The following is an 11,586-nucleotide window of genomic DNA, read 5'->3' as shown; positions in this document are numbered from 1 at the left end:
TTTTTTTTACCGGGGTATAGCGCAGTCCGGTAGCGCGCCTGCTTTGGGAGCAGGATGTCAGGAGTTCGAATCCCCTTACCCCGACCATATTAAAAATCCTCGTATCGAAAGATACGGGGATTTTTTTTTGCCTCAAGTTTCCTGGTTTCAGGTCACGACACATCAATTGATGTGGGTTGCGGGCCAGCCCGCTCCAGCAAGGTCTGCCGGAGTGGACTGGCCCGTCCTGCCTACGCCATCAATGCAGCTTCAGGCGCGGGTCGGTGCCTCGGCCAATGCGGCTGCCCAACATCAGCATGGCCGTGCGGAAGGCGCCATACAGGGCCATCTGGTGCATGCGATACAGCGACACGTAGAACATCCGCGCCAGCCAGCCTTCGAGCATCACGCTGCCAGTCAGGTTACCCATCAAGTTGCCCACCGCGGAAAACCGCGACAACGAAATCAGCGAGCCGTAATCGGTGTAGCGGTACTCCGGCAGTTTCTGGCCTTCGAGCCGCAGCTTCAGCGATTTGGCCAGCAGCGATGCCTGTTGATGCGCGGCCTGGGCCCGTGGCGGTACGTTGCGGTCTGTACCGGGTTGCGGGCAAGCGGCGCAATCGCCAAAGGCGAAGATGTTCTCGTCGCGGGTGGTTTGCAGGGTCGGTAGCACCTGCAGTTGGTTGATGCGGTTGGTTTCCAGGCCGTCGATGTCCTTGAGGAAGCCCGGCGCGCGGATGCCGGCTGCCCAAACCTTCAGGCTGGCAGGAATGACCTGGCCATCGGCGGTGATCAGGCTGTCGGCGGTCACTTCGCTGACAGAGGCGTTGGTCAGTACGGTGACCCCGAGTTTCTCCAGGGTTTTATGCACCGGGCCGCCAATACGTTCCGGCAGGGCCGGGAGTACGCGTGGGCCGGCTTCGATCAGGGTGATGTGCATGTTTTCCGGCTTGATCTTGTCCAGGCCGTACGCCGCCAGTTCATGGGCCGCGTTGTGCAGTTCGGCGGCCAATTCGACGCCGGTGGCACCCGCGCCGACGATGGCGACGCTGATCTGCTCCAGTTGATCGGTCTGGCCTGCATGGGCACGCAGGTAATGGTTGAGCAGCTTCTGGTGAAAGCGTTCGGCCTGCTTGCGGGTGTCGAGGAACAGGCAGTGCTGGGCCGCGCCCTGGGTGCCGAAGTCATTGGTGGTGCTGCCGACGGCGATCACCAGGCTGTCGTAGCCCAGTTCCCGGGCGGGCAGCAGCTCTACGCCGTTTTCGTCGTAGGTGGCGGCCAGCTGGATCTTCTTCTGCTCCCGGTCGAGCCCGCTCATACGGCCCAGCTGAAACTCGAAGTGGTTCCATTTGGCTTGGGCGACGTAGTTGAGTTCGTCTTCGGAGGAGTTCAGGGAGCCGGCGGCCACTTCATGCAGCAGCGGTTTCCAGATGTGCGTCAGGTTGGCATCGACCAACAGCACGCTGGCTTTACCGCGCTTGCCCAGGGTCTTGCCCAGGCGGGTCGCCAACTCCAGGCCGCCGGCGCCGCCGCCGACGATGACAATACGATGAGTCATAGGGATATCTCGCAAGGCTAAAAGAAATCGGGGCAGTTACCCGAGCGAGCGCGAGGCAGCTCATAGCGTCAGGTAACTGATAAAGCGGCTCAACAGGCCCAGTGCGACAGTGACCGTCACGACCACTACCAGGAGCAGCCAGGGCCTGAAAGGCCGGCGCTCGACTTGGTGCTGGGACAGTTGCAGGTACTCTTCGACATGGCGTTGGTCGTCGGGGTTCAGGCGGCTGCTCATATAAAGCCTCGTCAGGTAGACGTTGCGACATGTGGGGACGTTACAGTGCGGATCGAACCGTCATTGAACGCAGCATAGACGCTGGCCGGAAGGGGCTGCTCGCCTGACCGGGGAATCAGGGGAATGATTGCGCTTTGTATCATTGGTGCAGCGCCTGCGCCATGCCTGTGAGCTCCCTTTTTTGCGGTTTTTGACCGCAGCTTCAGGAGAAAGGAGGGCAGGGCGTCAGAGGCTGATGCCGACGTCGAACAGGATGCTGCGTCCCAGGTTGCTGCGCAGGAAGTCCGGGGCATCGGGATGGGCGAATAACACCCGGGCGAAGGTTGGCCCCACCAAGGACAGCGAACGCCAGCCCTGGCGCAGGTATTCGGTGGGCGGCGGGAAGTGGCTGTTGAGGTCCAGGGCTTCACGCTTCAGGCTGGCGAAGGCAATGATGTCCAACTCGCCCAGGTCCATGCCGCGTTCTTTGTAGTTGTGGGCTTTCTTGCGCAGGGTCGGGGCCAGGCGTAACAGCAACTCGTTGGCGGGAATGCGCTTGGGTTTGACTTCGCGACGTACCAGTTGGCTGAGGGAAAAGGCACTGCGTCGGCGTTGCAGCTCGTCGCGCCACTCGTCGTTCAGGCGTCGCCCTTCATCGAGGACGAAAAAGACTTCGAAGCTGGCATCGCGAAACAGCACGTCGGGCGGCTCCTGGCCGGCCGGGGTGAACTCGTCATTGCGGTAGGGAATGTTCAGGCCTTGCAACAGGCGCTGGCAGACCCAACGCTCACGCTCCCATTTGCGGGCATTGGACAGGAACGCGTTGGCTTGTTCGGCCTGAATGGTGAGCAGGCGCAAATAATCTGATTCATCCATGAGGCAAGCTTAGCGCCCAAATGCCGATTGCTGAAAGAACCGCACGCAGTCGGTCACACAGCGGCGGTGTAGACTGCTGGCCGGTACCCATGAGCGATGAGGAGTTGATGGTGAGATTTTTCGCAATCCTATGGTTGAGTCTGCTGCCCCTGTGGGCCCAGGCCCTTGAAGTCGGTGAGCGGCTGGCGCCGTGGACCTTACTCGATCAGTTCGACCAGGCCTACAGCCTCGATAACCAGACGCAAATCCTCTTGGTGGCCCGCAGCATGGATGGCGCCAAGCTGGTGAACGCAGCACTGGCGGATCGTCCGAAGGGGTATCTGGAGGCACGCCACGCAGTGTTCGTCGCGGATATCCAGCGCATGCCGGCACTGATCGCCAAGATGTTCGCGGTGCCCGCCATGCGTGACTATGCCTACCGCGTGTTACTCGACCGTGACGGACGTGTGGCGCCGCGTTACCCGGGGGCGGCAGACAAGGTGCTGTGGCTGCAACTGAACAATGGCCACCTGCAAGCGCAGCATGAGTACGCGACAGCGGCCGATCTGCGGGCAGCCCTGGATCAGCTCCAGCCATGATCAGCGCGGCGCTGCTGTCGCCGCTCACCCTGGGGGCCGGCTGGCTGCTGTATGTGCCGGTATTGGCCTGGGCAGTGCTGCGGGGGCGTTGGGTTGAGTTGTTTACCGACAGCCGGCGTCAGCATTTGCTGTTCGGCACCGTGTTTGCGTTGTTCATGTTATGGCTGGTGCGTCGGGATTTTGATACTGGGGTGTCTTACCACTTCATTGGCATGACTGCCGTTACCCTGCTGCTGGACTGGCCGTTGGCGATCGTCGGTGGTCTGCTCGCCCAGTTGGGCCTGGTGGCCCTGGGGCGCCAGGACCTGGCGGCGATGGGCGTCAATGGCGCGTTATTGATCCTGTTGCCGGTGCTGGTCACCGAATGCTGCGCGCTGCTGGTGGAGCGGGCGCAACCGCGCAACCCCTTCGTCTATATCTTCTGTTCCGGCTTCTTTGCTGCGGCCTTGTCGGCCCTGTTGTGCCTGCTAATGGGGCTGGCGTTGCTGTGGTTTGACGAGCGTTTCGCCTTGCCGGAATGGCTGGAAGATTTTGTCGGCTACCTGTGGTTGATGATCTTTCCCGAGGCCTTTATCAACGGCATGTTGGTCAGCGCCCTGGTGGTGTTCTGCCCTGAGTGGCTGGAAACCTTCAACCGCACCCGCTACCTCTCTGCGCCCTGGAAGGATGACGATCCTCGTCCTTGATCCATATCAAATACCCGCCCTGTGTACGGTCCCATGCTCTGGAAAATTTTCCGGAGGTCGGTCATGGGTGTCTACCAGTGGGCAAGGCAGGAAGTGTGCAGCAGCCTGGACAAGGCCCAGCAGGAAGGGTTTGACCCGGGGCTGAGCCTGCGCGCCCTGCTCAGCGCCGTGGTGCAGCAGAGCAAGAGCGTGCGCAGTGTCGAGGACCTGGCCGACGAGTTGCAATTTCTCGCGGAGAACCTCGACGACGATCAGGATTACGGCTTTATGCGGCCTTGAGGATCAATGGGCGCGGGGTGGCAGTTCTTCGGAAAACAGCTCGTCTTCGGCATCCGGGCTCACCGGAATCTTGTGTTCTTCCGCCGCCCAGGCGCCCAGGTCGATCAGTTTGCAGCGGTCCGAGCAGAACGGCCGGTTGACGTTGTCGGCCTTCCATTCCACGGGGGCGCCACAGGTTGGGCATTCTACGGTCAAGGGTTGGCTCATGATTGGCCTCCAGGCAAAGTCAGGTAAAAGTGATGCAGGCGTTCGACCTCGCTGTGTAACCAGGCAAGGTCGCGGTCGTTGACCAGCACATCGTCGGCGTGGCGCAGGCGTTCCTCGCGGCTGGCCTGGGCCTTGAGAATCGCCTGGACCTGCTGCTCGCTGATGCCGTCGCGCTGCAAGGTACGGGCGATTTGCAACGGCTGGGGCACATCGATCACCAGCACCCGCTGGGTCATCGCATGCTGTCCGGACTCGATCAGCAGCGGTGACACCAGAATCGCGTAAGGCGATTGGGCACGGGCCAGGTGGGCGACGATTTCCTCGGCAATCAAAGGGTGCAGCAAGGCTTCCAGCCAGCGTCGTTGTTCCGGTACTTCGAAAATCAGCTGGCGCAGGGCCGCGCGGTCCAACTGGCCGTCGGCTTGCAGCACGCCGGGGCCAAAGTGCTCGGCAATCCGCGCCAGGGCCGGGCGCCCGGGCTCGACCACCCAGCGCGCCGCGTGGTCGGCGTCGATGACATGGATACCCAGGTCGATAAAGTGCTGGGCCGCAGCGCTTTTACCGCTGCCGATGCCACCGGTGAGCCCCAGGATCCAGGGTTTGCGTACAGGGTTAGTCATTTGAAACCGACAAACTGCCAATAGAAGTCGGTCATTTGACCACCCCAGAGCAAGGCAATCCAGCCGGCAATGGCCAGAAAGGGGCCAAAGGGAATGGGCGTCGAGCCTTGTGCATTGCGCAAGCGCAGCATGACGGCCCCCAACAGAGCGCCCACCAGGGATGACAGCAGAATGGTCAGCGGCAGGATTTGCCAGCCGCCCCAGGCGCCGAGCATGGCCAACAGTTTGAAGTCACCGTGGCCGATGCCGTCCTTGCCGGTGATCAGCTTGAACAGCCAATACACCGACCACAGACAGAGGTAGCCGCAAACGGCCCCCCACAGCGCGTCATGCAGGCTGACGAACAGCTCGAAACTGTTGGCGATCAGCCCCAGCCACAAGAGCGGCAAGACCAGCGCATCCGGCAGCAGTTGGTGCTCGGCGTCGATCAGGCTCATGGCGATCAGCCCCCAACTGAGCAGCAACAACAGCCCGGCCTGCCAGCCAAAACCGAAATGCCAGGCGACAAAGGCCGAGAGCAGGCCGCAGGCCAGTTCCGTGAGGGGGTAGCGCGGGCTGATGGCGCCTCGGCAGTGGGCGCAGCGTCCCCGCAGCAGCAGGTAGCTGAGCAGCGGAATGTTTTCCCAGGCACGGATGGGCTGCGCGCAATGCGGGCAGTGGGAGTGTGGCAGCAGCAGGTTATAGGTGGGAGCCTGTGGTTCGGGTGGCAAACCGAGGATTTCGTGGGCCTGGCCGCGCCAATCGCGCTCGAGCATCTTGGGCAGGCGCCAGACCAGGACGTTGAGAAAACTGCCCACGATCAGCCCCAGGACCAGGGCGAACAACACAAAGGCCAACGGAGCGTTGGCCAGGACTTCACTCAAAGGCATGTTCAGATCGCTGTACCGAGTTGAAAGATGGGCAGATACATGGCGACGACTAGGCCGCCGACGAGAGTGCCCAGAATGATCATGATAAAGGGCTCCAGCAGGCTGGCCAGGCTGTCAGCCAGGTTATCCACTTCGGTTTCATAGTGTTGCGCGACCTTTTCCAGCATCTGCTCCAGGGTTCCGGATTCTTCGCCGATGGCCGTCATCTGGATGGCCATGCCGGGAAATACACCGCTGCTGCGCATGGCGAAGTTCAACTGCATGCCGTTGGCGACGTTCTGCCCGATGCGTTCGATGGCCTGCTGGAACACGTGGTTGCCGCTGGCTTGGGCCACCGCGCTCAAGGCCTGCAGCAAGGGCACGCCGGCGGCAAAGGTGGTGGCCAGGGTACGCGCATAACGGGCCACCGCAGACTTGTACAGCAAGGTGCCCAGCAGAGGCAATTTAAGCAGGCCGCTGTCCAGGGCATCACGCAGGCGTTTTGAGCGTCTGTGGGCATGGCGCAGGCCCAGCAGGGTACCCAGGCCGCCGAGAGCCAGCATCCACCAGCCGTGCTGCATGAGCTGCGAGAGTGCGATGACCCATTGAGTAAAGGCCGGCAGCGGGGCGTTGATGCCCGCGAACAGGCTCTGGAATTGCGGTACAACCTTGACCAGCAGAATGGCGCTGACGACCGCCGCCACGGCGACTACCGCCAATGGGTAGATCAGACTTTTCTTGACCCTGGCCTTGAGGTTCTCGCTCTTCTCCTTATAGGTGGCCACGCGCTCCAGCAGGGTATCCAGGGCGCCGGCCTGCTCACCGGCCTCCACCAGGTTGCAGTACAACTCGTCGAAGCAGCGTGGGTGTTTGCGCAATGCCGCGGCCAGGCTGTTGCCGGCTTCGATGTCTCGCTTGAGGGCCAGCACTAGAGGGCGCATGCCCGGCGTGTCCAGGCCTTCAGCGATGATGTCGAAGGCCTGCAGCAGCGGCACCCCGGCTTTCATCATGCTGGCCAGTTGGCGGGTGAACAGCGCTATGTCCCGGGCCTTGATCCTGTGCGATGGACGCAGCAGCGGTGCGGATTTGCGCCGGACCCGGTGGGGGGTGATGCCCTGTTGGCGCAGCTTGGCCCTGACCAGGGCTGGAGTCTGGGCACTCAACTCGCCGGCGAGGGGGCTACCGCTGCGGTCGCTGCCTTGCCAGGTGTACACACTGATTCTTGCCGTTCTTGGCGTCATGGTTCGGTCCTGTGTAAAGCCGTGCTCGTCCGTGAGCGCGGGGTGGCGAGCGTGTTTGGCAGACCGCCCGGCGATTGCTTTAAAGCGTAGTTGCAGGCGCCCCCGGAACGGCGCAGCGGGGTGACGGAAATTGTCAGTTTGTGCGAATCCTTGCGTGACACGGCGTCCTTAGAAAACCGTGAAAGCCTTGTTTTACGTGGCTTTCATGGCTGGCACAGGCCGTGCTTTGGCCCCCATGCAACTCATAAAACCTTTGTTTAGGCATGGAGCCTTTCTATGAAGCGTCAGTACGGTTTTACCCTGATCGAGCTACTGGTCGTGGTGGCCATTATCGGCATCCTGGCAACGGTGGCCCTGCCGCTGTATTCCAAGTACCAGGCCCGGGCCAAGGTGATGGCGGCCCTGGCTGAAGCCTCGGCCCTGAAGGTCCACTTTGAGGATGTACTCAACCAGGGCGTCGATCCGACCTTGGAACTGCTGGGCGCTATGGCCCAGAGCGCTAACTGCCTGATGACCGCGACGGGAGCGGCGAGCAGTGGAGAGGGGACGATTGCCTGCACCCTGCTCAATGCCCCTAGCCCGGTATTGAACAAGACCCTGACCCTTACACGCTCGCCGGTGACGGGGTGGGCCTGTGCCACCTCAGTCGCTGTGGATTACGTGCCCAAGGGCTGCAGCGCGGAGAGTGCTTGAAGGCTTCTCAGTCTTGAGGTTCGACCGCTAAAAGGGGGAGCCGCCACAGCGTCTCCACCAGCCCTTGGAGAAACCGCAACTTGCATGCAGGTTGGCAGCCGGTCATGCAAATTGCATGATTCCGATTTTTTGTGTTTTTTATAAGTTATTGATTTATATGTATTTTTATAGCGATCAAAAGTTGGCACAGCGCCTGCAGTATCCCTGGTAACCCTGAAGCCAGGACAACGGCTCAGGTTTTCTAAAAGAACAGGAGTTACTCGTATGAAGAAGTTCGCTATCGCTGCCGCAACTGCTACCGCTCTGACCCTGACCATGGCCAACGCAGCATTTGCGCAGACCACTCAACACACCCAGTCACCTATGGTTGTAGCTGCTGGTGAAGTCGACAAGGCTAAAGAGGCGACCTCTGACACCTGGATCACCACCAAAGTGAAAAGCGATCTGGTTACCGAGAAAGGCATTCCTGGTACCGACATCAAGGTAGAGACCAACAAAGGCGTAGTGTCGCTGTCGTCCACTGTTGCGGTCACCGATGCCCAGAAAGCCACCGCTGTTGCGATCACCAAGAAAATCAAAGGCGTTAAAGCGGTTTCCGCTGACGGCCTGAAAGCCGAGTAAGGCGCACGCTTCTTGCCTGGACAGGGAGAGGTCGCGGTAGGCAATACCGGCCTACCGCTTCTCTAAGGTTCATGCGAAGACCACAAGGATGTGGTCATTACAGGCCCCGGCACCATGTGCCGGGGCCTGTTCTATTGGCGTCGGAAAAGTCCGGGGCCGGCTGGCTGGCCGCTTGGTGACGTCGCTTAGGTTTAATGGGCGTCCCGGTTTTACTCAGCGTCCAAATGCAACGGGGTCACGACGCGACCATCACTTTCCGCTTGCCCCAGGTTGGCGTCGATGAAGTACACACGGTCGTCCGCGAGTTGGCCTTTATCCACCAGGAAGTCCTTGATGCTGCTGGCCCGCTCTTGGCCCAGTTGGCGCAACAGCACGTCACTGGAACTCCAGAACTGAATCACCCCTTCGCGCAGCTTGGCGCTGCGTTCGTCGCGGCCCAGTTGAGCCCATTCGGCCGGCGGTTGCTGCTTCAGGCGGGTGCGGTAGATGCCTTCCAGCAGCGGCGCTTTTTCATTCTCTGGCACTTGCAGCAGGGATGCCTGCGCCGGGACTTTATCGCCACGACGCTGGAGCATCTTGTAGTAGTTGTACTGGTACTCACGCTCAAGGCGTTGTTCGGCGATAAACGGGCCGTCGCTGCTTTGCGCGCTGGTGCCTTCGATCTCCAGGCGCAGGGTTGGCCGTTCCTTCAGGGCTTTGGACAAGGTGGTCAGCGCCGACTCGGATTCTTTACTCAACTCACTGGAACCCGGGGCGAAGGACACGTTGCCAAGGTCTTGCGCACCGCCCCCGCCGATCAGCCCGCCAATGAATTTGAACGGTGCCTGGGCTGCCCGCAGGACCAGGTTGCGCAGGGTCTGCCAGACGATCGGCATGACGCTGAACTGCGGGTTATTGAGGTCGCCGGAAATCGGCAGCTCGATGGAAATCTTGCCATCGGTGTCCTTGAGCAGCGCCACTGCCAGGCGGATCGGCAGGTCCACCGCATCGGGGCTGTCGACCTTCTCACCCAGTTGCAGTTGTTCCACCACCAGCTTGTTTTCAGCTTTGAGCTGGCCCTTGGTGATCATGTAGTGCAGGTCGAGGTTGAGCCGGCCTTTGCGAATACGGAACCCGGCAAACTTCCCCGAGTAGGGGGTCAGGGTGGTCAGCTCGACCCGTTTGAAACTGGTGGCGATGTCCAGCGCTGCCATCGGGTCGAAGGGGTTGACGCTGCCTTTGATGGTGACCGGTGCATAGCGGTCGACCTTGCCCTTGACGTCGACACTGGCCGGTTCGGCCTTGCGGCTGTCGATGGTGCCGATCTGGCCGTTGAGCTGTTGCACGGCGGTGGCGAAGTTGGGCGTCAGGCTAAGGTCGGCAAAGTTCGCCGAGCCGTCGTTGATGGCGATTTCACCGATGTGGATGCCCAGCGGCTTGCTGCTGCCCGACGACTTCTTAGCGCTGGACGAGCTGGCGCCGCCAGCCGGCTGCGGAATCAGCAGGTCATCGACGTTGGTGGTGCGGTCGTCGTTGATGATGAAACGGGCATAGGGCTGGATCAGGTTGACCCGGGTGATGTCGAGGCGGTCACCGTGCTGATAGTTGAGGCCCTCGACCACCACCTGTTTCCACTTCACGAAGTCGCGGGTCTTCAGGGTGTCCAGGGTGTGCAACTGATTGATCTCGGCGCGGCCGGTGATGCTGAAGGTCAGCGGCTCCAGCTTTTTCAGGTCCACCGCAAGGTCGCTGCCGAGCATGCCGCTGCGCAGTTCCAGGCGAATGAACGGGCTGATGTAGGACTGGGCCACCCGCAGGTCGATGTCTTTGCTCTGCACCTTGAGCTTGGCGCTGACCGGCTGCAGATTGACTTCGCCGGTGGCGAGAATCTTGCCCTGCTTGCCCAGGCCGGTATCGAGCTTGAGGGTGAAAGGCGACTGGTTGAGGCTGTCGAAATTTTGCAGGTCGAGGTTCAGCGGCCCGACTTCCAGGGCGACTGCGGGTTTGGCCTGGCGATCGGCCAGGTGCACCTGATAGTTGCGCAGTTGCACATCCTTGAGCAGCACTTGCCAAGGCTTGCTCGGCGCAGCAGGAGCCGGCTTGGGTGAATCGGCAGCGGCCGGGGTAGGCGCCGGGGCCGGCTTGGCCGGTTGGCTGGCGAAGAGCTTCTGCCAGTCCAGCTGACCGTCGGCTTCCAGGGCTGCCCAGGTTTCCAGTTTCTGGCTGCGGACCTTGCCGACGATCACCTGTTGCTTGGCCAAGTCCACCGTGGTTTCACTGACGTCCAGGCGCTCCAGGCGTGCCAGGGGGCGGCCGTCTGGCGCCTTGATGGCGAATGGCGCGACGCTCAGGGAGGTGTTGTCGAGCAGCAGTTCGGTGTTCTTCGACAGGTTGAATTTATAGTGAGTATTGAAATTCAGCACCCCGTCTTCCAGTACCAGCGGCACCGCATCGCGGACGTAGGGCCACCAGGCTTTCATCTTGCCGTCGGTGACCTTCAAGGTACCTTCAGAGGCGATGGGAGCCAGGCTGAAGTTACCGGCCCAATCGATCTGTCCACCTTCGGGGCCGGCCGCCACCAGGGTCATGTCGGCGCTGTCATCGGGCAGGGTGCTGAGGTTTTTCAACTCGAAATCGAGTTTGTCGTAAAGGAATTCGATGGGCTCGCTGGGGCGCAGGTCCTGGAAGTGCACATAACCACCGGCCAGTTTGATGCGCTCGATTCTCAGGGGGAAGGGCTTGGCTTCCGGATCGGCCGGGGTCGGTTCGCTGGCTGGCAGCTTGAACAAGCTCAGCAGGTTGAGCTTGCCAGCCTTGTCGAAGAGGATCTCGGTCTTGGGCTTGTCCAGTTCGACATCCGCCAAGTGCAGTGCGCGGGTCCACAGACTGTCCAACTGCAGGTTGGCGTACAGGCGTTCGAAGGCCACATGTTCCTTGCCCGGTTCGCCCAGGGTCAGGCCCCAGACGGTCAGTTCAAGGCTGAACGGGTTGAGTTCGATGCGTTGGATATGGGCCGGTGTGGTCGCGTAGTTGGCCAACTGCTGGTTGGCCACTCGCAAGGCGATGCCCGGCAAAATCAGAAAGCCCAACAGACTGTAAAGGGCCAGGGCAGTCAACAAGGCGCCGATAGCGCGAATCAATCCTTTGGTCATGCGAGGCTTCATCTGTCTGATATCGGAAGTGCCTTGGAGTATGGCACGCGTTTCCG

13 protein-coding genes and 1 tRNA gene are annotated in these 11,586 nt (G+C 61.1%); 6 read left to right on the top strand and 8 right to left on the bottom strand.

Features of this window, described 5'->3' with window-relative positions; genetic code table 11:
• The first annotated feature begins 10 nt into the window (after window positions 1-10).
• Window positions 11-87 (top strand) — tRNA-Pro (locus tag M1B34_RS09145).
• Between the two features lie 151 nt (window positions 88-238).
• Here the strand turns inward: M1B34_RS09145 and M1B34_RS09140 are convergent.
• The 3 genes from M1B34_RS09140 to M1B34_RS09130 all read right to left on the bottom strand — a co-directional run bounded on the left by M1B34_RS09140 (window position 239) and on the right by M1B34_RS09130 (window position 2,626).
• Complete coding sequence (locus M1B34_RS09140; RefSeq protein WP_123334917.1) at window positions 239-1,537, bottom strand: NAD(P)/FAD-dependent oxidoreductase; 1,299 nt, start codon at window positions 1,535-1,537, stop codon at window positions 239-241.
• A 60-nt stretch (window positions 1,538-1,597) separates the two neighbouring features.
• Window positions 1,598-1,771 (bottom strand): DUF3094 family protein, encoded by a 174-nt coding sequence (locus M1B34_RS09135; protein WP_123334919.1) that lies wholly within the window; start codon window positions 1,769-1,771, stop codon window positions 1,598-1,600.
• 225 nt (window positions 1,772-1,996) lie between these two features.
• Complete coding sequence (locus tag M1B34_RS09130) at window positions 1,997-2,626, bottom strand: DUF1780 domain-containing protein (RefSeq protein WP_123334921.1); 630 nt, start codon at window positions 2,624-2,626, stop codon at window positions 1,997-1,999.
• Window positions 2,627-2,733: 107 nt separating this feature from the next.
• On the opposite strand from M1B34_RS09130, the gene M1B34_RS09125 reads away from it, so the two are divergent.
• The 3 genes from M1B34_RS09125 (at window position 2,734) to M1B34_RS09115 (ending at window position 4,169) form a co-directional block, all read left to right on the top strand.
• Window positions 2,734-3,204 carry an FAD/FMN-containing dehydrogenase gene (locus tag M1B34_RS09125; protein ID WP_425273503.1) on the top strand — a complete coding sequence of 157 codons (471 nt, stop codon included), beginning with the start codon at window positions 2,734-2,736 and terminating at the stop codon, window positions 3,202-3,204.
• On the top strand, window positions 3,201-3,890 hold the full coding sequence (locus M1B34_RS09120) for an energy-coupling factor ABC transporter permease (RefSeq protein WP_268264906.1): 690 nt from the start codon (window positions 3,201-3,203) through the stop codon (window positions 3,888-3,890). The genes M1B34_RS09125 and M1B34_RS09120 overlap by 4 nt, the downstream gene beginning before the upstream one ends.
• 63 nt (window positions 3,891-3,953) lie before the next feature.
• Entirely contained in the window at window positions 3,954-4,169 is a 216-nt protein-coding gene (locus tag M1B34_RS09115) for a hypothetical protein (RefSeq protein WP_268264905.1), read from the top strand.
• Window positions 4,170-4,172: 3 nt separating this feature from the next.
• Here the strand turns inward: M1B34_RS09115 and yacG are convergent, their stop codons facing one another.
• From yacG to M1B34_RS09095, 4 genes are read right to left on the bottom strand one after another with little or no spacing between them, the layout of a single operon-like run.
• Complete coding sequence (gene yacG / locus M1B34_RS09110; RefSeq protein ID WP_123334927.1) at window positions 4,173-4,376, bottom strand: DNA gyrase inhibitor YacG; 204 nt, start codon at window positions 4,374-4,376, stop codon at window positions 4,173-4,175.
• Window positions 4,373-4,996 (bottom strand): dephospho-CoA kinase, encoded by a 624-nt coding sequence (coaE, locus tag M1B34_RS09105; RefSeq protein ID WP_268262788.1) that lies wholly within the window; start codon window positions 4,994-4,996, stop codon window positions 4,373-4,375. Before coaE ends, yacG begins: the two co-directional genes overlap by 4 nt.
• Window positions 4,993-5,865: a prepilin peptidase gene (locus M1B34_RS09100; RefSeq protein ID WP_268264904.1), complete on the bottom strand. Its 873-nt coding sequence runs from the start codon at window positions 5,863-5,865 to the stop codon at window positions 4,993-4,995. Before M1B34_RS09100 ends, coaE begins: the two co-directional genes overlap by 4 nt.
• Before the next feature lie 2 nt (window positions 5,866-5,867).
• Entirely contained in the window at window positions 5,868-7,085 is a 1,218-nt protein-coding gene (locus M1B34_RS09095) for a type II secretion system F family protein (RefSeq protein WP_123334933.1), read from the bottom strand.
• A 276-nt stretch (window positions 7,086-7,361) separates the two neighbouring features.
• On the opposite strand from M1B34_RS09095, the gene M1B34_RS09090 reads away from it, so the two are divergent.
• A complete protein-coding gene (locus M1B34_RS09090; RefSeq protein WP_123334935.1) occupies window positions 7,362-7,778 on the top strand; it encodes a pilin in 417 nt (138 codons plus the stop codon).
• A 264-nt stretch (window positions 7,779-8,042) separates the two neighbouring features.
• On the top strand, window positions 8,043-8,399 hold the full coding sequence (locus M1B34_RS09085; protein ID WP_123334937.1) for a BON domain-containing protein: 357 nt from the start codon (window positions 8,043-8,045) through the stop codon (window positions 8,397-8,399).
• 209 nt (window positions 8,400-8,608) lie between these two features.
• On the opposite strand, the gene M1B34_RS09080 is transcribed toward M1B34_RS09085, so the two are convergent.
• Window positions 8,609-11,530 carry a DUF748 domain-containing protein gene (locus M1B34_RS09080; protein ID WP_268264903.1) on the bottom strand — a complete coding sequence of 974 codons (2,922 nt, stop codon included), beginning with the start codon at window positions 11,528-11,530 and terminating at the stop codon, window positions 8,609-8,611.
• Between the last annotated feature and the right edge of the window lie 56 nt (window positions 11,531-11,586).

The sequence above is a fragment of the Pseudomonas morbosilactucae genome, assembly GCF_023241715.1.
Classification (GTDB): domain Bacteria; phylum Pseudomonadota; class Gammaproteobacteria; order Pseudomonadales; family Pseudomonadaceae; genus Aquipseudomonas; species Aquipseudomonas morbosilactucae.
Note: the sequence above shows the minus strand (reverse complement) of the source record. Positions and strands in the feature narration are given on the sequence as shown.